Raw genomic sequence first — 25,183 nt, forward strand, 5'->3', positions numbered from 1 at the left:
ACGCAGAGGGATCATCGTAGACATCCCTCCGGATCCGAACACCCGTCCCAGCCCTTCGATGACCAAGATTTCTCCCGGGGTTCACCGGCGCGTGGCCCTGCGCGGCCGTGGACCCGTGCCTCGCGGCAGGCCGGTTCAGCGCACCGGGAAGCCGAAGGAGTAGCCCTGCTGCTTCAGCCACGGCAGCAGGACGCGCAGCGCGGCCACGGTCTGGGAGCGGTCGCCGCCCGCGTCGTGGAAGAGGATCGTCGGCCCGTTCGGCAGCTCACGCTTGACCGTGGCGACGATGGCGTCGGTACCCGGCCGCTCGAAGTCCTTGGAGTCGACGTTCCAGCCCAGCGGCCGCATGCCGTGCGAGGCCGCCAGATGCCGGCTGTACGGGGTGAAGGCGCCGCCCGGAGCCCGGTAGTACATCGGCCGTACACCACCGGACGCCTGGGTGATCTGCCGCTCGGCACCCAGGATCTGCTGCGACTGGTAGGCCTCGGACTTCTTGTCCATCGTCGTGTCGTGCGACACCGTGTGGTCGCACAGCCGGTGCCCGGCCGCCACCACCTGCCGCACCAGCTCCGGATGCGCCTGGGCCTGCGGGCCGACCATGCAGAACGTGGCCTTCACGCCGTTGGCGCGCAGCAGTTGCAGCACCTGCGGGGTCCAGGCCGGGTCCGGGCCGTCGTCGATGGTGATGTTGACCGCGTGCGCGCCCCCGTCCGAGGCATGGGCGATGCCGGCGGACACGGTCGCCGCCTTGGGTGCGGTGTGCCCGGACGAGACGCCCGCCCGCGGCGCACCGCCGGCCGGCTGTCCGGCCTGCGCGGTCCACACCGATGTGACGGCCGCGACCGCCGTGACCCCGATCGCCGCCGCGATCATCCGGCCGTGCCATCCCCGCCCGCCATGCCGCGCCATGCCCCGCCCCGTTCCTGCCGTGTCCCTGTGTTGTTGTGCACCTGGTCCCTGTGCACCTGTCAGGACGGGCGGGGTTGAGCACGGGATCCGGCTGTTACAAATCACGGACAATTCCGGGGCGCTTCCGCGACAGAACGCTCCGTTCCGTGGCCGGGGGCGCTGGGACGGGGGACAGCGCGCACATCGGGGTCCCCCGTGTCATACGACCGACGCAGTACCGCAGGAGTACGGCTCAGGCCCGAGGGACGGGGTGATCCGGATGCCGCCACCAGCAGCGCGGACGAACGACACGGCCACCGGGCCACCGCGGCCCGAGGCCCTGACGAGGATCGTGCTCAGGCCGCTGGCCAGCAGCCTGCCCCTGGGCTTCTTCGCCTTCGGCACCGGAAGCATCCTGCTCACCGCCGCGCAGTTGCAGTGGGTGCCCCTGGCGCAGAGCCGGCCGCTGATGCTGCTGGTCCTGGTGTTCGTCGTGCCCCTGCAACTGCTCTCCGGAGTGTTCGCCTTCCTCGCCCGTGACAGCGGCGCGGCCTGCGGTCTGTCCGTGCTCGGCTGCGCCTGGGCGGGCACCGCACTGGTCACCCTGTCCGGTCCGACGGGACGGCCCAGCCCCGCGCTGGCGGTGTTCCTGCTGAGCCTCGCCCCGCTGATGCTCGTCCTCGGCGCCGCCGCGGTCCTCGGCAAGCCCCTGTTCTCCGTGCTGCTCCTGATCGGAGCGTGCCGTTTCGCACTGACCGGCGTGTACGAGGCGGGCGGCGCCGCCGTCCTGCGCACCGCGGCCGGCTGGACCGGCGTGGCCCTGGCGGTCTTCGCCCTCTACGCCGGCTTCGCCCTGCTGCTGGAGGACTCCGCCCAGCGCACCGTCCTCCCGCTGGGCCGCCGGGGCCGCGCCCGCACGTCCCTGCAGGGCGACCTCGGCCACCAGCTGGAGCGGGCAGAACGGGAGGCCGGCGTACGACGGCAACTGTGACCTGCGGCAACCCCCGGCGAGGCGGCCGTGCTCCCGCGGCGCGGACCGGGACCGACTGATCGGACACGGCTTTCCGACCGCGAGCCCGGCAGTCCCGGAAGCGGCGGGCGGGATCTGCGGGAGACAGGTACCGGCTCCCTCATGCGGAGTTCAGGCGGCGCTGCGCGGCGAACCGAGCGCGCCCCGTCGCCGCCGCTCACCGCGGCCGGTACGCCCACCAGGTGTTCCACGGCGAGCTCTGCCCCGGCTGCCCGACCCACCCCACGCGCGTATGGCGGTGCGTACCACGGCCCGCGTATCGTGCTGATCACGCGACAGTCCGAAGGGGCTCCGCAGGAGCGTTCGATGACTGCAGCACCGCCCCGACTCGTGCCGCTGCCGGCCCAGTTCGACTTCGCCGGTGAACGCCTGGTGCGCCGTCTGGCCGGGCCCGTCATGGACAGCGGTGACGGCGCGGACGCCAGGGTCGAGCCCTTGACCGACGACGAGTACTTCTGGGAACCGGTCCCCGGCCGCTGGACGGTCGGACGACGCGCGGACGGGCCGGGACCGCGGGCGGCCTTCCTGGCCGGAGCCGGCCCCTGGGGACGGGACGCCGCGCCCTTCCCGCACCCCTGGCCACCGCCCGTCACGACCCTCGCATGGCGCCTGAGTCACCTCTCCCAGATGCTGGCGCTGCGTGCCGACCACACCGCCGGCAGCCGCTCGGCGACCAGGGAGGGCCATCCCGTCGACGGGGACGCCGCCGGCGCGATCGCGGCCTTCGAGACCGGCGCCGCCGCCTGGCGGCAGGCCCTGCTGGGCGCGGAGGAGGCGGCTCTGGACACGGTGGGGTACTGCGCCTACCCCTACGGCAGCGACGGTGAGGAACCCTTCCTCGACATCGTGTGGTGGGTCAACCAGGAAGTGCTGCACCACGGAGCCGAGATCGCCCTGCTCCGCGACCTGTACCGGGCGGCCCGGCACCCCTGACGGCCGCGGCCGTACCGGCGGGCGGCCAGGCCCTGCGGCGGAGCCGGCTCACTGCCCGGCCAGCGCCGCTCGTACGATCGCCGCGGCCGCCGTGCCCGCGGCCCGCACCGGTTCGGTGCTGCGCGCGGCCCGGCCCAGCATGAAGGCGCCCTCCAGCAGGGCGATGACCGAGCCGGCCGTCTCCCGCGCGGCGGACTCGGGAACGCCGCCCTGGGCGTAGTACGCGGCCAGGTACTCGATCCAGCTGTCGAACACCTCCGAAGTGGCCTGCCGCAGCGCCTCGTTGGTGCTCGCGACCTCCATCGCGACCGTGGCGATGGGACACGGGTCGGCGAAGTCCAGCTCGGCGAGCGTGCCGGCCGCGGCGGCGAAGGCGTCGGCGGTGGCCGCGACCCGGTCCTCGTACGGCGCCGTCAGCGCGGTGACGAGCCCCAGGTAGACGGCGCCGGAGGTGCGGATCACCTCCTCGCCCAGCTGGGCCTTCCCACCGGGGAAGAAGTGGTAGATCGAGCCGAAGGGCGCACCGGCGGCCTCGGCGATCTGCTTCATCCCGGTACCGGTGTAGCCCGAGCGCCGGAACAGCTCCGTGCCGGCCTTCACGATCCGCTGCCGGGTCTCATGGGTGCTGATGGCCTTGCCGTCGCTCATGGGATGGCCCCTCCGGAATGCAGACGCTGTTGCCCTGGTGCGGCCGGTGCCTATTCTGTCACTAGAACGATCTATCAAGAGTGATGTCAAGTGGTGCCGACACATCAGCGGCCGAGCGGGGCGGAGGCGCGGGCATGCCGGAGATCGAGCTGAGCGCGGGAACCATCGAGTACGAGGACACCGGGGGCGACGGTCCCGCCGTGCTCCTCGCCCACGGCCTCGGCTTCGACGAGTCGGTCTGGGCCGAGGTCGTGTCCGCCTTGCGCCCCGACTTCCGCGTCCTCGTGCCCGTCCTGCCGCTCGGCAGCCACCGGCGTCCGATGCGGCCGGACGCGGACCTGTCCGCGCACGGCGTCGCCCGTCTGCTGGCGGAGTTCATGGACCGCCTGGACCTGCGGGACGTCACCCTCGTCCAGAACGACACCGGCACGGCCCAGCTCCTCGTCGGCGTACGCGACGAGCGCATCGCCCGGCTCGTCCTGACCTCCTGCGAGGCACTGGACAACTACCCGCCCGGCATCCAGGGGCGGATCCTGTACGCGGCCAGCAGGTTCCCCGGCGGTCTCTTCCTCCTCCTGCAGTCCTTCCGCTTCCCGTTCCTGACCCGCATGCAGACCTCGCTCGGCGGAATGGCGAAGAAGCGGCTGCCGGACGAGCTCGTCGCACGCTGGTACCGACCCGTGCTGACGAACCGTCACATCCGCCGGGACCTGGCCAAGTTCTGCCGTGCGACCCGGAAGGACTGCTACCGGGAAGCGGCCCGGAACCTCCCGCGGTTCACCCGCCCGGCACTGGTCGCCTGGGGTGCCGAGGACCGCATGATGCCGCCCGAGACGGGCCGCCGCCTGGCCGGCCTGCTGCCGAACGCCCGCTATACGGAGATCCCCGACGCCCGCACCCTGGTCCAGCTGGACAACCCGGCCGCCCTCACGGAGGAGATCCGCCGTTTCGTCGAGGACCACCCGCTGCCCGGAGAGGGATGACGCGGCGCGACGGCGGGGACGGGCCCCGTCCCCGCCGGCCCGGGATTTCACCCTTCGAGGGAGACGTACAGCCGTGTGCCGCCGGGCCGGAAGCCGACCCTCTCGTACACGCGGCGAGAGCCTTCGCCGGAGTACTCCAGCCACACCGACCGCGCTCCGCGGCCGAACAGGGTCCCGGCCAGGGCCGAGGTGACCGCGGCGGCGATGCCGCGGCCCCGGTACGCGGGAAGGGTGCCCACGCCCGCCAGTTCCGCGGTGTCCTCGGCGGGCGCCGAGCAGAGGGCACCGCCGGCGCAGCCGCCGTCGGGCGTGCGCACGAACCGGACGGCTCCGCCGCCCTCCTCGGTGCGCCGCAACCGGGCCGCGCCTTCCGGGGAGGGCTCCCACTCGCCGCCGAAGGCCTCGGACAGCGCGATGTCGAGCGCGGTGTAGTCGGCCTCCGTGGCCGGTGCCTCCACCTGGACCGGGCCCGCCGGGCCGGCTCCGGCGCGGGGCACGGCCAGCGTTTCCGGCGTGCAGACCAGGTACTCGTGCACCGCCTCCGTGGCGAAACCGGCCCGGCGCAGCGCGGGTTCGACGGCGGGCGCGGCGTCCGGGGCGAACTCCAGGCGGGGCCGGAGCCCGCGCTCGCGGAACGCGCCGATCAGGTCGGCGACGTCCCGGCCGGTGGGCTCGGCGCCGGGAAGAGGTGTGGCGTAGTTGACGTACGGGCTGGTCGTCGAGGGATCGAATCCCACGACGAAACCGCCGACCGCACGCGCCGCCGGGCGGCGCAGCAGGTGGGCGACGGCAAAGCGCTGGACATCGGTGCGCATGGTGAAGACCTCACGGTGAAGGTGGCCACGGACCGCTGAGGGCCGCGAGTGGCCGGGCATGGGGGACGACCTCTGCGAGGAGGTGGGCGGTGTGCTGGACACCGCGTCGTCGGGCCGCCGTGAGGGGAACGCGGGGATACCGGAGAACGCTGCCTCGGGGCAGACGGCTCAGTATCGACGGCGGCCGCTGCGGGACGCCGGAACCATGGACTTCAGTCCTTCATGACGTGTGGTCGGATGCGCTTTCGAACGAGATGGATCTTGCCACAGCCCGAGGGGGAAGAACAACGGGGAATATCAACGGGCAAGACGAAGTCCTCGGTGCTGTACCGCCTTCGAGCCCGCGCCGGCCGACAGCCGCCGGCCCCGGCCGGACCTCGAGGTGTTCGTGCTCGGCGCCCACCGCCCGGCGGGCACCGCTGACCGTCAGCGGCTCGCTCGCTGCGCGGCCACGATCGCCTTGATGGTCGGCTCGGCCCCCGCCAGCCGCTGCACCCGCTCCGCGAACCCCGGGAACTGCGACGCGACCTTGGTGAGGAACCGCAGCTCGGGCGGCGCCACGTTGACCTCGGCGACATCGCGTTCGATCGCCCGCGTCACGCCCCTGCAGACCTGCTCCGGGGAGACGGTACGGACGCCGCCGGGCGTCGACGAGCCCGTCTTCGCGAACATGCCCAGCTCGCGGACGAAACCCGGCTGGACGATCGAGACGCCGACGCCCGTGCCGTGCAGATCCTGGCGGAAGGCCAGCGAGAAGCCGCGCAGCCCGAACTTCGTCGCGTTGTACAGGGACGAGGACCTGGTGGCCGCCATGCCGGACAGCGACCCGACGAAGCAGATGTGACCGCGTCCGGCGGCCACCATCCCCGGGGCCAGCAACCGGGCGAGCACCGCGGGAGCGCGCAGGTTCACCGCGAGGGCGCGGTCGATCTGCTCCGGTGTGTAGTCGAGGACGTCGCCGCTGGAGGGCAGAGCCGCGTTGGCGATCAGGATGTCCGTGCCGGCGGCCTCCTCGGCCAGCCTCCGCACATCGTCGGGGTCGGCCAGATCGGCCGGGATCGTCCGGGCGCCGTAGCGCTGGGCGAGCGGCTCCAGTGCCTCGGGCCGTCGCCCGGTGAGCACGAGGCGGGCGCCGCGAGCGGACAACTCGGCGGCCAGCGCGCCCCCGATGCCGCCGGTGACGCCGGTGAGCAGAACGGTCGACCCGGCAATGCGCACGACTACCCTCCAGTCCTGTTCGTTCGAACGAACAATAGGGAGTCCAGGCGGCCCTGTCCAGCAGGGCGGGGGACCGGGGGTGGAAGAATGCACGCCATGCCACACGCCGCCCACTCCGCGCCGACGCGCCAGCGCATCATCACCGCCGTCCTGCAGATCATCGGCGAGGACGGAGTGGCGGCGGTCACCAACCGGCGGATCGCCAGGGAAGCGGGCGTGTCCCTCGGCTCGGTCACCTACCACTTCGAGACCCAGCACGAGTTGCTGCGGGAGAGCCTGCTGCACTTCGTGCGCGAGGAGGCGCGGCACTTCACGGAGCTTGCCGAGCAGTGCCAGACCGAGGGCCTGGACGTGGAGGACGCGGCGTTGCTGGCCGGTCAGGTCGCCTGCGGTTCCGCCCTGGACAGCGCCCACCTCGCACCCTTCGAGCTGTATCTCCAGGCCGGACGCGACGAGCGCCTGCGGGAGGCGGCGGCCGAGGCGTTCCGGGCCTACGACCTGCTCGCCGCCCGGATCCTCAGCGCGCTCGGCGTCCCGGACGCCGAACGCCTCGCCGCCACGACGGTCGCCCTCGTGATGGGCCTGCAGCTGCGCCGACTGGCCACGGGCAGCCCCGCCGAGGACCTGGTCGACGCCCTGCTGCTGCTCGTGCGCGGGGGCGTCGACCGGCCGGTCACGCATGCCTCAGGAGAGCCGGCGGCACAGTAGCGCGCCGGGCCCCGGGCGGCTGCCCACCCGGGTGGTGAAGGCGATGCCGGCGGCGTACTCGCCGTCGGCGCACTGGCCCTTGTAGTCGCCGTACGCGAAATCGCCGCCGGAGGCGTCGGCGGGACGGTTGTCGGACCGGTCGAACCACACCGTGCGCCCCGCTCCCGCGAGCGGGTGCTCCGCGGGCACGCACAGCGCCGCCGACAGCCGCTGCCCGCGGACGCTGTACCCGATGAGGAAACCGCCCTCGGGGCACTGCAGCTTGGTGTACCCCGACGCCCAGTCGCCGCCGGACGGGACGTACCGCTCGTCGGTGACGACCGTCTGCCCGGCGGCTGCCGCCCGCAGATCGCCCGGAGCACCGGTCGTACCGTCGGTGCACAGACCGCGGCCGCGGGTGTGGCCGAGGCCGATCAGCCGCAGCCCGTCCGGGCACGTGGCCTTGTACGCCCCCGGATCCCAGTCGCCCGTGGCCCGCACCCGCAGCGACTCCACCGCGTCGCCGTGGTCCACGGAGAGCATCCGCCACACGGGAACGGCCGCCACCGGACCGGTCCGGCTCGGCGCGGTCATGAGGTGCTGCCACGCCGCGGCGCGCCAGTCGCCCGCGTCCAGGACGCCGGAGCGGTGCCCCGCCGCGTCGTACCGCAGCAGCGCCCAGTCGTCGTGGCCGGTGAAACCGACCAGCGGCCAGAACGCGAAGTCGGTGTCGTGGTCGGCGAAGTAGTCGGTGACACGGCCGAACCAGGCCCGGGCGGCCGGGCCGGTCTCGCCCGCGCCGATGCCGAACTCGCTGACCCAGACGGGGGCGGTGTAGTGCCGGCCCGTCTCCTCGGCGAAGAACGCCTCGTCCTGGAGTGCCGCGTACAGATCGTCCCGTGACAGGTCCTGGTAACGGGCGTCGTGCGTCTCGCCGACGCCGGTCGCGCCGCTGTGGTGCGGGCCGGTGTAGCCGTAGAAGTGCGCGGAGTACACCAGTTTGTGGGCGTCGACGAGGGTGTGGGAAAGGGTGCGGGCGGGCGTGAGCACGGGCCGGCCGTGGGGGAGTCCGTCCGCGGGGACGCCGGTCCAGTTGACGCCCTCGACGACGATGAGCAGACGCGGGTCGGCCTCCGTGAGAATGCGGTCTGCGGCGAGCTGGGCCGCGGCGTACCAGTCGTGGTCGTCGCCCCAGCCCCAGTTGGGGTCGTCCAGCACATCGCGCCGCACCTCGTTGTACAGGTCCGCGCCCACCACGCGGGGCACGCCGGCGTAGCGGCGGGCCATGAAGACCCAGTCGTCGGCCCACTGCCGTGTCGTCTGCGAGCTGTTCCAGCGCTCGTTGCCGTCGACGCCGCAGCACCAGCGTGAGGTGTTCGTGTGGTTGTTCAGAATCACGGCGAACCCGCTCGCGCTGAGCGCGTCGACCACGGCGTCGTAGACCCCCAGCGGTGTCCTGCCGCGCAGCCCGGGATTGGCGGCGACGGCGCTGTCGGGGACCGGGGCGGTGCTGTGGATCATCTCGTTCGAGAACGGCAGCCGAACGGTGTTGATGCCCAACTGGTGGAAGTCGTCCATCAGTTGGGGCAGCGGCACGCGGTCCAGGCCGAGCGGGACGCCATGGGAGTCCTGTCCTGCGTGGTGGTTGGCGGGATCGGTGATGTCACCGCTGCCCATCCATGAGCCCTGTGCCCCGTCCCAGTTGGCGCCCCTGAGCCGGAAGCGGTGCCCCTGGCTGTCCACGACGAAGCGGCCCCGGGTCGACAGGGGAGCGGACCAGGAGGCCGGTGCCGTGGCGTCAGCCTCCGCCACCGCACGGGACGTCGGCGCGGCGGACACCGCGGGAGAGGTGGCGGCGAGCAGGAAGCCCGCGACCGCGGCGGTCAGACGCAGGACGGCAGGGGCGATCGGCATCTGGGGAGCCCTTGACTGTAGGGGGCCGGGGGAGTGGGGCTACCAGGGGGACGACGTCGGCCTGGTGGGCGGAGTGTCCACCAGGAGACACGGTTCAGGGAAGAGGCGGAACAGGTGGAAGAGGCCCGGCCTGCAGGGTCCGGGCGACGAGCAGGGCCACGTCGTCGTGGTCGTCGGGGTGGCGCAGCCCGTACAGCAGCACGTCGCAGGTCTCCTCCAGCGGTCTGCGCGGCTCGTCGAGGAGGGCCAGCAGGGCGTTCAGCCGGTCGTCGATGGAGTGCTGCCGGGTCTCCACGAGCCCGTCGGTGTAGAGGACCAGCACATCGCCGGGGCGCAGCGCGACGGTCGTCGTCTCGAACCGTACGCCGCCGACACCGAGGGGCGCCCCGGCCGGCAGCTCCAGGAGCCTCGGCGCGTCGCCGGGCCGCGCGAGCGCGGGCGGCATGTGTCCGGCATTGGCGATGCTGCACCGCCCCGTGCCGGGGTCGTACGCCGCGTACAGGCACGTGACGATGTAGTGCTCCAGATCGCAGGTGATCTTGTCCAGGTGCTGGAGGACCGCGCCCGGGTCGAGGTCGAGATCGGCGTAGGCGCAGGTGGCGGTACGCAGCCGGCCCATGGTGGCGGCCGCGTCGATGCCGTTGCCCATCACGTCGCCCACCACCAGGGCGGTCTTGTCGTCGGCCAGCGGGATGACGTCGTACCAGTCGCCGCCGACCTCGCTGGTGGCCTGCGCGGGCTGGTAGCGGGAGGCGAGCTCCAGGCCCGTGTGGTGCGCCGAGTGCTCGGGCAGCAGACTGCGCTGCAGGGTGAGGGCGGTGTTGCGGACGCTCTGGAACCAGCGGGCGTTGTCGATGGCGACGGCGGCCCGGCCGGCGAGCTCGGCGGCCAGGACGACGTCGTCCTCGTCGAAGGGCGCCGGATTGCGGGTCCGCTTGAGGTCCAGGGCGCCGAGCACCTCGCCGTGGGCGACCAGCGGCACGGCGAGATACGAGTGGACGCCGGCCCGCGCCAGCAGCTCACCGGCCGCCGCGTCCCGGGCGATGCGCGGCAGGTCCCGCGGCCCCACATGGCGCACCAGGACCGGCCGCGCGGTGTGGACGCACAGGGTGACCAGCCGGTCGCCCTCGTACGCGGCGAGGTCGCCCGGCGGGTCGGCGGCGCGCAGCGCGACCGTGGGATGGGCCGCTTTCAGGGCCAGCGCCCGGAAGATCTCCGGGCCGTTGCCCCGTCTGCGCATACGACCGCAGGACAGCGCGGAGTCGAGGACGTCCACGGCGACCACGTCGGCCAGCGCGGGCGCGGCGATCTCGGCCAGTTCACGGGCCGTCTGCTCCACGTCCAGCGCGGTGCCGACCCGCGCGGAGGCGTCCGCGATGAGCGCCAGGCGCCGCCGCGCCCGGTCGGCCTCGGCCGCCGCGCGGTGCCGCTCGGTGACGTCGACGACCGACGCGGCCGCGCCCAGGACCCGCCCGCCGGCATCCTCCAGCCGGTAGAAGGACAGCGACCAGGCGTGCTCGCGGCCGGGATCGGCCGAGGGGCGGCCGACGTGGTACTGGTCCAGCAGCGGCGTACCGGTGGTGAGCACCTGACGCAGCGCGGACTCGACGGTGGCGACGTCCGGGAAGGGCAGGGTCTCCCGCAGATGGCGGCCGATGTGGTCCTCGGCGGGAATGCCGTCGATGCGCTCCAGCGCCGGATTGACCAGCAGATACTTCAGGTCCGGGTCGAGGAGGGCCAGACCGATCGGGGACTGGTTGATCAGCTGCTCGCACAGCGCCAGATCCGTCTCGACGCGCTGGAGCAGGGTGTGGTCGGCCGCGATGCCGAGGGCGTACACGTCCCCGAGGTCGTCCAGCAGGCGCATGGCCCGGAACTCCGTCAGCCGGCTGCCGCCGTCCTTGTGCCGGACCGGAAACGCCCCGGCCCAGCCCCGGCCGGTCTCCAGCACCTCCGTGAACAGACTCACCACGGCCTGCAGATGGTCCGGATGGATGAGCAGGCGCGCGGCGTGCTTGCCGAGGGCCTCCTCCGCGGAGTAACCGAACAGTTCCTCGGCCTGCGGGGTCCAGAAGACGATCCGGCCCCGGGTGTCCAGGGCCACCGCCGCCACGCTCAGCACGTCGAGCAGCCCGGTCGGCCGGGGCAGCCCGGTGCGCTGCTCCTCGTGGCCGGTTTCGAAGGAGTCCACCGCCATGCCTCACCTCCACCGGCCGGGCACGCGCAGGCGCTGACGACCGGTACCCCCATGGTCCCTCCGGCCCGGGCCTCGGCCCAACCGCAGGGCGGGGGCGTGGACCGTCCGGCCCTGCACATCCACCGCCGAACTGACTCATAGTGGTGTACGGGTGTAACTGATGGAACCTGCGCGCAAGGGCTTCTCCGCGGCGGCCGCACCCGGGGAACCGGGTGATCTCTTCGACGCGTCCACCGACGCGGCCGCGGTGATCTCGGAACACGGCGTGGTGGTCGGCTGGACCCGCGGCGCCGCAGCACTCCTCGGCTACGCGGCCCCGGACGTCGTGGGCGCCCGTGCCGCGGGCCTGCTGGCCATGCCCGAGGACCCCGTACGGCTCGCCGGCGTCGTGGAGCGCTGCCGCGGGGGCAACGGCTGGAGCGGCGAGATCGCCGTACGGCACCGCGACGGCCGTCGCCTCGGCATCCGGTTGCGGGTCTCGGCGTCGTTCCCCATGGGCGACACCGAGTGCTTCCTGGTGTCCGCCCGTGACGAGCGGCAGCGCTGGACCATGGGCCAGTCGGTCCTGGACGGGTTCCTGACCCGCTCACCGGTCGGCATGGCGGTCATGGACACCGAGCTCCGGTACGTCTGGCTGAACGACACCCTGGAGCGGTTCGGCGGGGTCCCCCGGGACGAGCGGCTCGGGCGCCGGCTCAGCGAGCTGCTGCCCGGCCTGCAGGCGGAGTCCCTGGAGAGCCTCATGCGCAAGGTGCTCGCGACGGGCCTGCCGGTGACCGACTACGAGTACGTGGGCTGGAGCTGGGCCGACCCGCACCGCCAGCACGCCTACTCGACCTCGTTCTTCCCCCTGGTGGACGCCGCCGGCACCGCCACCGGCGTCTGCTACATGGTCCAGGACGTCACCGAGCGATGGACCGCCCGCCAGCTGCTGACCATGGTCAACGAAGCCGGCACCAGCATCGGCACGACACTCGACGTGCTGCGCACCGCCCAGGAACTCGCCGACTTCGCCGTCCCGCGCTTCGCCGACTTCGTCGTCGTCGACCTGCTGGAAGCCGTACTCAGCACCGAGGGCCACGGAACCTGGCTGACCGACGCCGGACCCGCGCCCGCCCGGCCGGCGATGCGCCGCGCCGCGCTGCGGTCGGTGCGCGACGGCTGCCCCGAGGCCGTCGCACGGGTCGGCGACCGGGTCGACTTCCTCCCGCCGCCCCACGACGGCAGCCTGCTCACGGAGGGCGAGCCGCTGCTCATCCCGGTCCTCGACCCCTCCGACGAGCTGTGGCTCACCCGGGAGCCCGTGCGCACGCAACGCATCCGCGAGTTCGGCCTGCACTCGCTCATCGCCGTGCCCATGCGGGCCCGGAACACCGTCCTCGGCCTCACCACGTTCGCCCGGTCCCTCAACCCCGTCTCCTTCGCCACCGACGACGTCCTGCTGGCCCGGGAGCTGGTGGCCCGAGCGGCGGTGTGCGTCGACAACGCCCGCCGCTACACCAGGGAGCACACGGCGGCGCTCACCCTGCAGCGCAGCCTGCTGCCCCCCGCCGTGACGGGCGGTACCGCGCTGGAGGTGGCCTCCTTCTATCTCCCGGCGGACCCCTCGGGCGGTGTCGGCGGCGACTGGTTCGACGTGATCCCGCTGTCCGGCGCACGCGTGGGACTCGTCGTCGGCGACGTGGTGGGCCACGGCATCACCGCGGCGGCGAGCATGGGCCGGCTGCGCACGGCGGTGCAGACCCTCGCCGCCATGGAGATGCCCCCCGACGAACTGCTCGCCCATCTCGACGACCTCGTGCTCCTGCTGAGCGACGAGGAGACCGCCGCCGGCACCGCCGCCCGGAGCACCTTCATCGGCGCGACCTGCCTCTACGCCGTCTACGACCCGGTCAGCAGACGGTGCACGATGGCCCGGGCCGGACACCCGCCGCCCGTCGTCGTGACCCCCGACGGGCACGTCCGCTTCGCCGAGATCCCCGCCGGGCCCCCGCTCGGGCTGGGCGGCATGGCCTTCGAGGCCAGCGAGATCGAACTGGCCGAGAACACCCTCTTCGGCCTCTACACCAACGGTCTGATCGAAGGCCGCGACCGCGACGTGGAGCGCGGCATGGCCCGGCTCGGCGAGGTGCTCGCCCACAGCGGGAAGGACCTCGACGCGCTGTGCACGTCCGCCGTGCGGCAGCTCCTGACCGTGCCCCAGCCCGACGACATCGCCCTCCTCCTGACCCGCACCCACGCCCTCGGAGCCGACCGGGTCGCCTCCTGGGACATCCCCCCCGACCCGGCCTCCGTCGGCATCCTGCGCGCCCAGGCCACCCGCCAGGTCGAGGCCTGGGGCCTGGGCGAACTGGCCATCACGACGGAACTCGTGGTGAGCGAACTCGTCACCAACGCCATCCGCTACGCCACACCGCCCCTCCGGCTACGGCTCCTCCGCGACGCGCGTCTCACCTGCGAGGTCGCCGACGCCAGCAGTACCGCCCCCCGGCTCAGACACGCCCGGATCACGGACGAAGGCGGCCGGGGGCTCTTCCTGGTGGCCCAGCTCACCCAGCGCTGGGGCGCCCGGTACAGCGGCGACGGAAAGGTCATCTGGGCCGAACAGGAGATTCCCTGAGCCCGGATTTGCCTTCGAGTGGACTCCAGCATCCAGACTGTCGGTGACCGAACCCCTGCCGAGAACAGAACAGGACGGCGGCAGCCGATGGCAACCACCAGCAAGGCGGAGCATCCTCTGCCGTACGACACCTACCGCGAGGCCGTCGCCCGCGAGACCCTGCGCTTCGCCGAGGTGGTCAGGGGCGCCGACCCGGCCGTCGCCGTACCCTCCTGCCCCGACTGGACGCTGGCCGACCTCACCCGGCACGTGGGTTCCCTGCAGCGCTGGTTCTGCACGCTGCTGACCCGGCTGGTGCAGGAGCCTCCCCGCAGCCGCGACGTCGAGCTGGGGCTGCCGGAGAACCCGCGGGACTATCCCGACTGGGTGGCGGACGGGGTGCCCGGTGTGGCGGCGGTCCTGCGGGACACCGATCCCGGGGCGCCGATGTGGGTCTGGGGCGAGGACCGGCACGCGCGGTTCTGGGCCCGCCGGATGCTCTTCGAGACCCTGGTGCACCGGGTGGACGCGGAGCGTGCCGTCGGCGTGGAGCCGGACCTCGACCCGGTGCTCGCGGCGGACGGCGTGGACGAGTTCCTCGTCAACCTGCCCCACGCCGGTCTCTTCGCTCCCGGCGTGACCAAGCTGCGCGGCGACGGCGAGACCCTCGCGTTCCGGTGCACGGACCTCGGCGAGGAGTGGCGGGTACGGCTGGACCCGGACGGCTTCCGCCTGGTGCAGCGGGAGGCCGGTGAGGCCGAGCCGGTCACGGCGGCGGTGCGCGGTCAGGCCGGGGACCTGCTGCTCCTTCTCTACGGACGGCGGTCGTACCAGGACTCCGCCTTCGAGGTCTCGGGACGGACCACGGTCCTGGACACCTGGTTCGCCCACACGGCCTTCTGACCCGGGCCGTCCTCACCGGGCCGATGCCCCGACCGGCGGCTGCTCGGGATGCAGGCAGACCGCGAGGGCCGCGGTGTCGTCCTGCAGACCGTTGTGGCTGTAGTCCAGCAGGTCGTCGTGGAGCCGTTCGAGCAGCTCCTTCGGCGGGAGCGGACCCCAGGAGCGCAGGCGCTGGAGCAGCGGATAGAAGCTGCCGGCCGCGTCCCGCGTCTCCGTGACGCCGTCGGTGTACAGGAGCAGCTGATCGCCGGGCCCGAAGGGATACACCTCCAGGCGGAACGGGTCATCGACCAGCATGCCGAGGTTCAGGGGCGGTGCCGGCCGCCCGCTCTCCAGTTCCCGCACCTCGTCGGCCCTGAGCGAGATCGGCGGCGGGTGACCGCAGTTGACGAGGCGGACGAGCCGGCCGTCGGCGGGGATCTCGACGAAGACCGCGGTCACGAACCGTTCGCTCGTCTCGCTCCCGCCGAGCTGTGTCGCCCGGCGGCTCATGCTCGTGTCCACCCGGTCGGCCAGGGCCGGCAGTTCCGGTTCGTCGTAGGCCGCCTCGCGGAACGCCCCGAGCAGCGCGGCGGCGGTCTCGACCGCGAGCAGCCCCTTGCCGCGGACGTCGCCGATGACCAGGCGGACCCCGAAACGGGTGGGCACGGCCTCGTACAGGTCGCCGCCGATGCGGGCCTCCGCCGCCGCCGAGAGGTACAGGCTCTCCAGACGGAGGTGGCCGATCCGGTGCGGCACGGGCCGCAGCAGGACCCGCTGGGCGATCTCGGCCACGAACCGCACGTCGGCGAGGGTGCGTTCGCGCCGGATCCGGTGGGCGGCCAGGATCGTGCCGAGGGCGCCCACGAGGGCCGTACAGACATAGGACGCCACGTAGTGACGGTCCCACAGATAGCCGACGGACCGGCCCGCACAGCACGGGGTACCGGCCAGCACCCCCTCTAGGACCAGGGCGAACATCGTGGCCGCGGCGACGACCCCGGGACCGTGCGCGAACGCCGTCACCAGGGGTACGGCGATCAGCACGAAGCTCACCGGCCAGTCCACGGGCGTGGCGGGCTCCAGCAGCAGCACGGCGGCGACGTACAGGAGCGGAAGCCAGCGCAGCCACGCCGGAGGCGCCGGCAGCCGGGGCCGGGGCATCGAACCGTCCTCCGGCTCCCGGCCGGTCCGTTCGTACGTCACCCGACCAGCCTGATGGCCGGTGCCCCCGTACCCCGGTATTGCTCCACTCAACGGCATGTTCCGGCGTCGGCGCACCGCCGCCGGGTCAGCCGGTGCCGAAGCCGACCGCGAAGACGTGCAGACCCCCGGCGGCGACATCGGACGGCAGGCGCACGCTGCTGACCGTCTTGCCCGGACTCAGTGCCACGGGCGTCGTCGCGAACACATACGTCCGGGTGCTGTCGGACGCGGTGCCCGCGTGGTTGCGGTACGGCAGGGTGACCGCGACGGTGTTGTCGGCGCGCGGTGGGGCGGTGCCCGCGCTCAGCGTCCAGTCGGACAGGCCCACCGGGACCGACTGGGTCGTGCCGTCCGTGTAGGTGACGGTCGCCGTGCCGGTCGCCGGACCGTTGTTGGCGGCACCCAGGAAGGAGATGCTGCCCGAGCCCGATGTCCGTACCGTCTGTCCGTTCGCCTCGTAGTTGTCCGGTGCGCCGGGCGCCACGTCGGGCCAGGTGAACGGCACGCCGTTGACGGTGACCTTCGCGCCGGGCGTGACGCCCGCCCCGGCCAGGGCGTGCGCGGAGTAGCTGTAGCCCGCGCCGTCGAAGTTCGCCGAGGCCGCGGCGGTGTCGCCGGACGTCCCCACGTCGCTGTAGGCGGGCGCGCCCGGATAGGAACGCGGGGCGGCGGACGGGTCCGAGGCCCAGGACGTGTCGGGGGAGGTGCCCAGGACGTAGCCGAGGGTGCCGCCGTCGGTCAGGGCGCCGTCGGGCGCGTGTGCCGCGTTCCAGGCCGTGCCGTTCCATGTGGCCGACTGGACGTACGGGGCGTCGTCCGCCGCGCCCCTGCCGTCGATCGTGAGGACGTGCCCGGACGGGAGGGTGATCAGCGCCTGGGTGAACAGCGGGCTGCCCAGGGCCAGGTCGGCGGTGCCGGGGGTCTCGGGATACATGCCGAGGGCGGACCACACGTACCACGAGCTCATCTCGCCCAGGTCGTCGTTGCCCGCCAGTCCGGACGGGCCGGCGGTCCAGATCTGGTCCTGGACCTGCCGGACGACCTTCTGCGTCTGGTACGGGCGGCCGATGTAGTCGTACTCCCAGGGGATGTTGAGGCTGGGCTCGTTGCCCAGGTCGGTGTATCCGCCGGCGCCGGTCAGCGAGGACAGGTCCGTGTCCAGGTACGTGGCCATGGCCGCGTCACCGCCCATGGCGGTCGCCAGCCCGTGCAGGTCGAACGGCACCATCGGCGTGTACTGCCAGGAGTCGCCCTCGACGAAGTTCTTCCCCGAGGTCGGTGAGAAGCCCGCGGTCCACGACCCCGAGGCGTCGCGCGGCTGGACGAATCCGCTGCCGTGGTGGAACAGGTTCTGCCAGCCCTGCGCCCGGTCCGCGAACCGTCGCTGATCGGCGGTGTGACCGAGGGCGCCGGCGAGGGCCGAGACGGCGAAGTCCGCCGAGTCGTACTCGAGCGTGGTGGCGGCCGCGCCGTAGAAGTTGCAGCAGCCGTACCTGCCGTTGCTCGGCAGCCAGCCCAGCTGCTCCAGGTAAGCGAGCCCGGGCCGGTTGTCGTTGGGGACGGTGGCGTCCGCGATCATGCCCTTGAGCGCGGTGGCGGTGTCGAAGTTGCGGGCTCCGAAGGCGTAGTAGTCGGCGAGGGTCTCGTCCGCCGGATCGCCCACCATGACGTGTGTCTCGCCGTTGTTCTCCGACCACTTGGGGAACAGGCCGGTCTGGCGGTAGTCGTCGACCATCGACTGGGCGGTGTCCGAGGCGACCTGCGGCGCGACGAGGGCCTCCAGCTGGGCCTGGGAGCGGTAGACATCCCAGCCCGAGTAGTTGGCGTAGGCGGCACCGTGGCCCTGGTCGACGGTGTGGGTCCTGCCGTCGAAGCCGGGATAGCGGCGGTTGGTGTCGCTGATCACGTTCGGGTGCAGCAGCGCGTGGTAGAGCGCCGTGTAGAAGACGCTCTGCTGAGCGGGCGTACCTCCGGCGATCCGCACCCGGCCGAGGAGGGACTTCCAGGCGTCGTGTGCCGCGCCACGGACCTTCGCCAGGTCCCAGCCGGGGTTCTCCGCCTGCCGGTTCCCCGCCGCGTCGGCCGCCGACACGTAGGAGATGCCGACCTTGGCCTGAACGGCCCGGCGGGTGGTGGTGTCGAAGGTGACATAGCCGTCGGAGCCGCTCGCCGGGGGAGCGAAGGCGTGGGGCGTGCGGGGGACGGAACCGTGCAGCACCGGCTTGTTCGGTGCCTCGGGGGCGCTGGGCGGGGCGACGGTTTCCGGCGTGGTGGGTGTGGCGGCGGCCAGCGCGGTACCGCTGTGGCGGAACGGCTGGTCGAAGACCATGTCGTAGTAGACGGTGTAGGAGTTGCCCTCGCCGCAGAAGTTCCCGCTGCTGACCTTCCCGCGCACTTCCTTGTCGCCGACCACGTCGAACTGCGCGGCGGTGTCGCCGTTCTCGCTGCCCGTCAGTTTGAACAGGAGGTTCGCCTGGGTGCTGGACGGGAAGGTGAAACGGGCCATCCCGCTGCGGGTGGTGGCGGTCAGTTCCGTCGTGACGCCGTTGTCCAGGGACACCGTGTACGAGCCGGGGCCGGCGGACTCGTTCGCGTGCGAGAAGCCGACCGTGGCGGCGGTGTCCACCGCGCCGACGGTCGGCAGTACCGGGATGTCTCCGGCGGCCCGGCAGCCCGGTCCGGCGATATGGGTCAGGCCGAAGCCGGTGATGGCGGAGTCGCCGTACTCGTAGCCGCCTCCGTCCGGGCGGTGGGGGCTGGTGTCGGGGCTCCACTGGACCATCCCGAACGGGGTGTCGGCCCCCGGGAAGTCGTCGGCGGCGTGCGTGGTCCCGATGAAGGGGTCCACGAGCAGGGCCGGATCGGACACCGGGGCCGGCCGGACGGGATCGGCCTGGGCGGGGGCGTAGGCGGCACCCACGACCAGGGCGCCGGCGGCGAGCACGGACAGGAGGCGGAACGGCACCATCGTGACCATGTCCCTTCGACAACGTTGTCCCGAAAACTGGCCCCTTTGGCCCCTGCTGTCAAGCACGCGCGGTACAGAACCAGCCGTTCGCCTGACGTGACGTCACATGCCGTGAGGGACGGGCCGTTTGGCGCGGCTGAACACATCCCACAAGGCCGGAGCGTCGTGTCTCACGGCCGCACGGTGCTCCCACAGCGGCTCGGCCGCCCGGAGGTCGCGGCCGAGCCGACCGCTCAGGGGGCCAGGCCCGTGTCCGTCGGCAGTCGCAGCCGGAACAGGGCGCCGCCTCCCGGGGCCTGGTGGGCGGTGAGTTCGGCGTGGTGGGTGTGGGCGATCTGCCGGGCCATGGCCAGGCCGAGGCCCGAGCCGGGAAGGGCACGGGCGGAGCGGGCCCGGTAGAAGCGGTCGAACACATGAGGAAGGTCGGCCGAGTCGATGCCGGGACCGTGGTCGCGGACGGTGATCTCCAGCCCTTCGCCGTCCGCCGGCCGGTGCGCCGCCACCTCGACGGGGCCGCCCGGCGGGGAGAACTTCGCCGCGTTGTCCAGCAGGTTGGAGAACAGCCGCGTCAGCCGGCTCGGCACCGCGGCGGTCAGGGCGGACGCCGCCAAGGGGCCGGTGTCGAGGGTGAAGGGGACGTGGGGCCAGTGATCGCGGGCGGCCGCCACCGCGTGCTCCAGCAGTGCCGTCGGCCGCACCAACTCCAGGGCCTGCTCGGGCTCTTCGTCGCGGGCCAGGTCGATCAGGTCGTTGACCAGCGTGGTCACCTCCCGCAGCTGGCGGGCGAGGGCGCCGGTCGCCCGCTCCCGCTGGCGGGCGGTCAGCTGATCGGCCCGCAGCAGGATCTCCGCGTTGGCGCGCAACGCCGTCAGCGGCGTCCGCAGTTCGTGCGAGGCGTCGGCGACCAGGCGCCGCTGCGCGGCGAGCGACTCCTCCAGGGCGTCGAGCATGGTGTTGAAGGAGACGGCGAGCCGGCTGATCTCGTCCTCGCTGCCTCGTGCCTCGGGCGGCAGCTCGATACGGAGTCCCGCGTCACGCGTGGCGGTGATCCGCTCCGCGGTCGACGTCAGCCGGGTGACCGGAGCCAGACCCGACCGGGACACCCAGTAGCCCAGCAGCGCCGCGACCGGCACCCCCGCCCCGCCGATCACGGCGAGCAGTCCGGCGGCCTGCCGCTCGGCGTGCCGCACCCCGTCCGAGCGGAGCGCGACCTGCATGGCCAGCCCTCGGCGGGCCGGCGTGGTCAGCACCCGCACCGGATGACCGTCCACCGAGGCCGTGCTGAAGTACGGGGCCCGACGGCGGGCGGCGACCTCGCGCACCGCGCCGGTGACGGGCAGCAGATAGGCCCGGCGGGGGTCGGCGGCGGAAGACGCGGGGACCAGTTGGGCACAGGCGGGCGCGGCCAGGTACCGGCACTCGCCCGCCTGCACCCCGGGCCCCTCCTGACGGTGCTGCTGCAGCGCCAGCGTGGCCGCCTGCGTCAGCTGCAGGTCGAACTGCCGGTGCAGGGTGTAGACGGTGACGGCGTACGCGCCCGCGCACACCGCCAGCGCGACGCCGGCCACCGCGGCCGACGCGGTCAGGGCGAGCCGGCGGCGCAGCGGAGGGCGCCGGTGCCGGCGGAGCCGCGTCACCGCTCGTCCAGCCGGTAGCCGACGCCGTGCACGGTGTGCACCAGCCGCGAAGCGCCGTCGGCCTCCAGTTTCCGGCGCAGGTAGCCGATGTAGACGGCGAGGGAATTGGAGTCGGGCCCGAGGTCCCGGCCCCACACCCAGCGCATGATCGTCTCCCGCTCCAGCACCTGCCCGGGGTGGCGCAGCAGCAGGTCCAGCAGGCTCCACTCGGTGCGGGTGAACTCCAGCCGCCGCCCGCCGCGCTGCCCTGTGCGGCTCTGCGGGTCCACGACCAGGTCGGCGAAGCGCAGCTGTGCGGACGGGGCCGGCGCGGCCGGGCCGGCGCGGCGCAGCAGGGCCCGCAGCCGGGCCGCCAGCTCGTCCAGCGCGAACGGCTTGACCAGGTAGTCGTCCGCTCCCGCGTCCAGTCCGTCGACGCGGTCGCTGACCGCGTCGAGCGCGGTCAGCACCAGGATCGGCGTACGGTCGCCGAGGGCCCGCAGCTGCCGGCACACCGCGAGCCCGTCCACCACCGGCATCATCACGTCCAGCACCAGTGCGTCCGGCTCCCAGTGCGCCACGGCCGCCAGGGCCGCGTGTCCGTCCGCCGCCCCCTGGACGGTGAAGCCCTCCAGGGCGAGGCCGTCCTCCAGGGCGGCGCGTACCTCGGGGTCGTCGTCCACGACCAGCACGCGCGAGGCACCGGCGGGGGACACATCCTGAGCTGCGTCGTTCATGGGGTCCAGCCTGCCAAAAGGCGCTCTTAAGAGCCTCTTAGAACAGGCCGCCGCCGGGCGCGCGCCGCCTCCCCCGAGCCGCCGCGCCCTCTGGCGGGACGTCAGTGGATCTCTTCCTCCTCCGGAACGACGACCTGGTCGATCAGCCGCTGGATCTGTTCGCTGGGCAGGGCGACCGCCATGGCCCAGTAGTAGACGAGGAGACTGAACACGGACACGACGCCGATGTCCCACCACAGCGGGAACCAGGGATGCTTGAGCGGACCGAAGTCGCTGAGGTAGACGATGAGCCCCATGCCCACCAGGTAGACCGGCAGCCACTGCGCGGCCCGCAGGTCGAGCTGGGGGGTGATGGGGTTCATCTTGAACACCCGGTTGGCGATCAGGATGACGTAGCCGAGCAGGATGGCGACGCCGAGCTTCCAGTCGGTGGTCCAACCCGACCACAGGATCAGCAGGTTGGCGACGATGAAGGCCAGCGGCGACAGCCAGCCGCCGCCGGGCAGCCGGTAGGGGCGGTGGGCCTCGGGCAGCCGGTTGCGGAACACCCCGAAGGAGAGCGGGGCACCGGCGTACATCAGCACACTGGCACTGGTGATCAGGCCGACGAGGGAACGCCAGCTGGGGAACGGCAGGAAGCAGACGCAGCCGATCACGAAGGCGGTGATCAGGCCGACCCAGGGAACACCGCGCCGGTTGGTGGTCTCGAAGGCGGTGGGCACGTAACCGTTGCGGCTGAGGCCGTAGGAGACCCGCGAGGAACCGGTGATGTAGATGAGGCCGGTGCCGGCGGGGGAGACCACGGCGTCGAGATAGAGGACCGTTGCCAGCCAGCCCAGACTGATGAGCGTGGCGACCTGCGCGAACGGTCCGCTGAGCGCGGTGAACGCGGAGTTGGCCCAGTGGCTGCCGATCTGGGAGGCGGGCAGCGCGGCGAGGAAGGTGACCTGCAGGAGGATGTAGATCACGATGCCGAGGATGATCGACCCGATCACCGCGCGCGGGATGTCCCGCTTGGGGTTGGCGCTCTCGCCGGCCAGCTGGTCGGCCTGTTCGAAGCCCAGCAGCGCGAAGATGATGCCGCTGGTGGAGACGGCGGACAGGATGCCCTTGGCCCCGTACGGGTTGAAGCCGTCGGCCGCGGTGAAGTTGCCGGTGTGGAACTGGGCGATGGCGAACACGAAGATCGTCAGCAGCGGAATGCCGACCTTCCACCAGGTCGCCGCGCTGTTGGTGCGGGCCAGCAGCCGGATGCTGAGGAAGTTGATGGCCGTGATGACCGCCATCAGACCGACGGCGACGGCGATGCCGGGCGGGGTCAGCACGTGCTCGCCGCCCTCCACCTTCTCCCAGCCGCTCGCCCAGGAGTAGTGCTGGCCGTAGGTGATCATCGCGAGCACCTCGATGGGTGCCACGGTGGCCGCCTGCAGCCAGGAGAACCAGCCGAACGACGCGCCCGCGGCGCCGCCGAAGGCGTAGTGCGGGAAGCGGGCGGTGCCGCCCGAGACCGGGTACATGCCGCCGAGTTCCGCGTGTACCAGCGCCAGGATCAGGATCGCCAGGCCGCCGATGGCCCAGGAGATGATCGCGGCCGGACCGGCGGCCGCCAGGGCGCCCTGTGCGCCGAAGAGCCACCCGGAACCGATGATCGAGCCTTCCGAGGCCCAGATGAGACCGACGAAGCCGATCTCACGCCGGAGACCGGGTTTGTGGGTCTTCGGACCGGGTGCAGTGTCTGACACGGCCATGGTCCACACCCTCTCGATGGGGTGATATTCACCCCTATCGTGCCACGGTGACCTTGTCTTGGCAGTGGACGTGCACGCACGAACTTCCGGGACACGGGCAGGCGCGAACTCCGGGGCGTGGGTTCACCTAGGAGCCGGGGGTGGGGCCGGGGCCGGCCGGCGGGTCCCCGCCGACCGCCGCGCGGTACAGGGCCTGGGTGGCGGTGCCGAAGTACGCGCTGTAGGAGACCTGCGGGGTGTTGCCGCCGGTGTGGTAGCCGCCGATCACCCCTACGACCGCCCAGCCGTCGGGCTCGGGCACGAGCATCGGGCCGCCGCTCGTGCCGCCCACGAAGGCGTCGCAGGCGATGCGCGGGAACGTACCGGGGTCGGCCGGGTCGTCGCTGTCCCATCTGGTGGTCCAGCTCCAGCACTCCAGGGGCTTCTCCGCCCCCGCCGGATAGCCGATCATCCGGACCGGGGCGTGGAAGTAGCCCGTCCCGGTGAGCAGCCGCACCCCGCCGACCGCGTCCTCGATGCGGGTGCCGTCCTGGTCGGCCTCGGTGACCGCGAAGGCGAAGTCGTAGCGGGCGCCCGCGTGTTCACCCAGGTCGTAGTACTCCTGCGGGACGTAGACGCCGTCGGTGCGCACCGGGAAGATCCCGAAGGGTTTGCGGGCGTCGTGGTACTGCGGCACGAAGGCCAGATGACGCTCGGAGCCGCCGGCATAGCCCTTCAGACAATGGCCGGCGCTCAGGACCAGGTCGCGACCGGGGCTGCGTACGACGGACCCGCTGCAGGTGCGGCCGGTGCCGGTGGCGTCCGTCCAGAAGAAGGTGCCGGCCTGGGGGATGCCGTCGAAGCTCGCACTCGGCGGGATGTACTCGCCCGGCCGGGGCCCGTCCACCGCGGGGGACCCGTCGCGCGCCGCCGTACCCCCCTTGCTCCCCCTGACGAGGTCGGCGGGCAGCGCGGCCGCCATGCGGGCCGGGGTCCAGTAGGCGTCGAGGCGGCCGGCGAGCGGGTTCGGGCCGGCCGTGGTGCCGTCGGCGGATGCCGCGCTGGTGAGGCCGGCACACAGCAGCAGGGCTGCCGCAGCGACGGCGGCGTATCGCGCGATCCTGGTCCCGGGTCCCATCAGTTCCCCTCACGGCGGCCGCAGGTGACGGCCCACCATAAGCCCGCGGCAACGGGCAGCACAGCGTCCGCCGCCGCGATTCGCGTACGGCGTGGGGTGGTACGGCTTCCGTCGACCGGTGCGTTCAGGCCATCGGGTGCGGCGCGGGTACGGCCGGCACCTCGTCGGCAGCGGGCGGCGGCCATGGTCGGGGTTGCTCGGTGGGGCGTCGGTGGGTTGCTCGGCGGGGCGTCGGTGCCGGCGCTTCCGGGCGCGCCGTCGAGCACGACCGCGCCCGGACCCACCGCGTCGAGGACCGTCCTCATGCCCTCCGCCGAGCGTGTGGCCCCTGAGCCGCGCCGACCGCCCGAGTCGTCGGTACCGGAGCCGAGGCCCCAGGTCATCGACGACCGTTCCGCGGCAGGCACCCGCGATTGCTGTGCCGCACACGGGCCTGCCGGTGCCGACGGCCCCGCTTCCCCGGCACCGGGCTCTGCACCCGGTTTCTTCCGTCGGCGCACCGGCGGGCGCCGGCCGCTTCCGGGCACGGGCATGGGCACGGGAGACGAGTGGAGCGTGTCCTCCTGGGTAGACGCCCCTACCGGCCATGGCGACGGTCCGCCGCCATGGCGGAACGGGACCGTCAGCCATGGACCGCACACGCACGGTCATGGGCCCTACCGGAAGGAGAAGGCCGATGAAGAAGCTGATACGGAGCGCCGGGGCGGCCGGCGCGGCCACCGCGATGGCCGCAGGTGCCCTGCTCGCCGCCGGCGGCTCCGCTGCGGCGGCCCCCGCGGTGCCGAGCGGACACGGCACCGTCGGTACCACGGCCGTGGTGCACACCGCTCATGGCACGCCCTGCCGACGCGGCCCCGAACCGCGGATCGACCCGTGGGTCGCCGGCCAGCTGGAGTGGTTCGCCCCGGCCGCTCGGCACCGCCTGGCAGTGTACGACCCGTGGGTCAAGGACCAGCTGACACACTTCACCTCCCCCTCCTGTTAGTCCTCGGACCGC

Annotated in this window: 19 protein-coding genes; 7 read left to right on the forward strand and 12 right to left on the reverse strand. The window is 72.9% G+C overall.

The window, feature by feature from the left end:
* Positions 1–135: 135 nt before the first annotated feature.
* Positions 136–909 carry a polysaccharide deacetylase family protein gene (locus IE244_RS17905; protein WP_191874517.1) on the reverse strand — a complete coding sequence of 258 codons (774 nt, stop codon included), beginning with the start codon at positions 907–909 and terminating at the stop codon, positions 136–138.
* 259 nt (positions 910–1,168) lie between these two features.
* Between IE244_RS17905 and IE244_RS17910 the strand changes: the two genes are divergently transcribed.
* Together IE244_RS17910 and IE244_RS17915 are read left to right on the forward strand one after the other, a co-directional pair.
* Positions 1,169–1,879 carry a GPR1/FUN34/YaaH family transporter gene (locus IE244_RS17910; protein WP_191874518.1) on the forward strand — a complete coding sequence of 237 codons (711 nt, stop codon included), beginning with the start codon at positions 1,169–1,171 and terminating at the stop codon, positions 1,877–1,879.
* Positions 1,880–2,224: 345 nt separating this feature from the next.
* Positions 2,225–2,851 (forward strand): DinB family protein, encoded by a 627-nt coding sequence (locus tag IE244_RS17915; RefSeq protein ID WP_191874519.1) that lies wholly within the window; start codon positions 2,225–2,227, stop codon positions 2,849–2,851.
* A 48-nt stretch (positions 2,852–2,899) separates the two neighbouring features.
* On the opposite strand, the gene IE244_RS17920 is transcribed toward IE244_RS17915, so the two are convergent.
* Positions 2,900–3,499, reverse strand: coding sequence for a TetR/AcrR family transcriptional regulator (locus tag IE244_RS17920; RefSeq protein ID WP_191874520.1), 600 nt, complete (start codon positions 3,497–3,499; stop codon positions 2,900–2,902).
* Between the two features lie 134 nt (positions 3,500–3,633).
* Here IE244_RS17920 and IE244_RS17925 point away from each other — a divergent pair, with 134 nt between their 5' ends.
* Entirely contained in the window at positions 3,634–4,482 is an 849-nt protein-coding gene (locus IE244_RS17925; protein WP_191874521.1) for an alpha/beta fold hydrolase, read from the forward strand.
* A gap of 47 nt (positions 4,483–4,529) precedes the next feature.
* On the opposite strand, the gene IE244_RS17930 is transcribed toward IE244_RS17925, so the two are convergent.
* Positions 4,530–5,297 (reverse strand): GNAT family N-acetyltransferase, encoded by a 768-nt coding sequence (locus IE244_RS17930; RefSeq protein ID WP_191874522.1) that lies wholly within the window; start codon positions 5,295–5,297, stop codon positions 4,530–4,532.
* Between the two features lie 426 nt (positions 5,298–5,723).
* Complete coding sequence (locus tag IE244_RS17935) at positions 5,724–6,515, reverse strand: SDR family NAD(P)-dependent oxidoreductase (protein ID WP_191874523.1); 792 nt, start codon at positions 6,513–6,515, stop codon at positions 5,724–5,726.
* A gap of 96 nt (positions 6,516–6,611) precedes the next feature.
* Here IE244_RS17935 and IE244_RS17940 point away from each other — a divergent pair, with 96 nt between their 5' ends.
* Positions 6,612–7,223 carry a TetR/AcrR family transcriptional regulator gene (locus IE244_RS17940; RefSeq protein ID WP_191874524.1) on the forward strand — a complete coding sequence of 204 codons (612 nt, stop codon included), beginning with the start codon at positions 6,612–6,614 and terminating at the stop codon, positions 7,221–7,223.
* Here the strand turns inward: IE244_RS17940 and IE244_RS17945 are convergent.
* Complete coding sequence (locus tag IE244_RS17945) at positions 7,200–9,116, reverse strand: glycoside hydrolase family 5 protein (protein WP_191874525.1); 1,917 nt, start codon at positions 9,114–9,116, stop codon at positions 7,200–7,202. The two genes, IE244_RS17940 and IE244_RS17945, sit on opposite strands and share 24 nt — an antisense overlap.
* A 94-nt stretch (positions 9,117–9,210) precedes the next feature.
* Positions 9,211–11,313: a SpoIIE family protein phosphatase gene (locus IE244_RS17950; RefSeq protein ID WP_191874526.1), complete on the reverse strand. Its 2,103-nt coding sequence runs from the start codon at positions 11,311–11,313 to the stop codon at positions 9,211–9,213.
* Positions 11,314–11,473: 160 nt separating this feature from the next.
* Between IE244_RS17950 and IE244_RS17955 the strand changes: the two genes are divergently transcribed.
* Both IE244_RS17955 and IE244_RS17960 read left to right on the forward strand, forming a co-directional pair.
* Positions 11,474–13,933: a SpoIIE family protein phosphatase gene (locus tag IE244_RS17955; RefSeq protein ID WP_191874527.1), complete on the forward strand. Its 2,460-nt coding sequence runs from the start codon at positions 11,474–11,476 to the stop codon at positions 13,931–13,933.
* 87 nt (positions 13,934–14,020) lie between these two features.
* Positions 14,021–14,815, forward strand: a complete 795-nt coding sequence (locus tag IE244_RS17960; protein WP_191874528.1) for a maleylpyruvate isomerase family mycothiol-dependent enzyme — start codon at positions 14,021–14,023, stop codon at positions 14,813–14,815.
* A 12-nt stretch (positions 14,816–14,827) separates the two neighbouring features.
* Here IE244_RS17960 and IE244_RS17965 read toward each other — a convergent pair whose 3' ends face one another.
* The 6 genes from IE244_RS17965 to IE244_RS17990 all read right to left on the reverse strand — a co-directional run bounded on the left by IE244_RS17965 (position 14,828) and on the right by IE244_RS17990 (position 24,186).
* Positions 14,828–15,958, reverse strand: coding sequence for a PP2C family protein-serine/threonine phosphatase (locus IE244_RS17965; protein ID WP_191874706.1), 1,131 nt, complete (start codon positions 15,956–15,958; stop codon positions 14,828–14,830).
* Positions 15,959–16,085: 127 nt separating this feature from the next.
* Entirely contained in the window at positions 16,086–18,968 is a 2,883-nt protein-coding gene (locus IE244_RS17970) for a lectin (RefSeq protein ID WP_191874529.1), read from the reverse strand.
* A 233-nt stretch (positions 18,969–19,201) separates the two neighbouring features.
* Entirely contained in the window at positions 19,202–20,605 is a 1,404-nt protein-coding gene (locus IE244_RS17975; protein ID WP_229854178.1) for a sensor histidine kinase, read from the reverse strand.
* The gene (locus IE244_RS17980; RefSeq protein ID WP_191874530.1) at positions 20,602–21,321 is read right to left on the reverse strand and encodes a response regulator transcription factor; all 720 of its coding nucleotides are present in this window, start codon (positions 21,319–21,321) and stop codon (positions 20,602–20,604) included. Before IE244_RS17980 ends, IE244_RS17975 begins: the two co-directional genes overlap by 4 nt.
* A gap of 101 nt (positions 21,322–21,422) precedes the next feature.
* Positions 21,423–23,069, reverse strand: a complete 1,647-nt coding sequence (locus tag IE244_RS17985; RefSeq protein ID WP_191874531.1) for an APC family permease — start codon at positions 23,067–23,069, stop codon at positions 21,423–21,425.
* A gap of 127 nt (positions 23,070–23,196) precedes the next feature.
* Positions 23,197–24,186, reverse strand: a complete 990-nt coding sequence (locus tag IE244_RS17990) for a trypsin-like serine peptidase (RefSeq protein WP_191874532.1) — start codon at positions 24,184–24,186, stop codon at positions 23,197–23,199.
* Positions 24,187–24,862: 676 nt separating this feature from the next.
* On the opposite strand from IE244_RS17990, the gene IE244_RS17995 reads away from it, so the two are divergent.
* A complete protein-coding gene (locus IE244_RS17995; RefSeq protein ID WP_191874533.1) occupies positions 24,863–25,171 on the forward strand; it encodes a hypothetical protein in 309 nt (102 codons plus the stop codon).
* Positions 25,172–25,183 lie beyond the last annotated feature (12 nt).

The organism is Streptomyces filipinensis, assembly GCF_014649495.1.
Taxonomy (GTDB): Bacteria; Actinomycetota; Actinomycetes; order Streptomycetales; family Streptomycetaceae; genus Streptomyces; species Streptomyces filipinensis.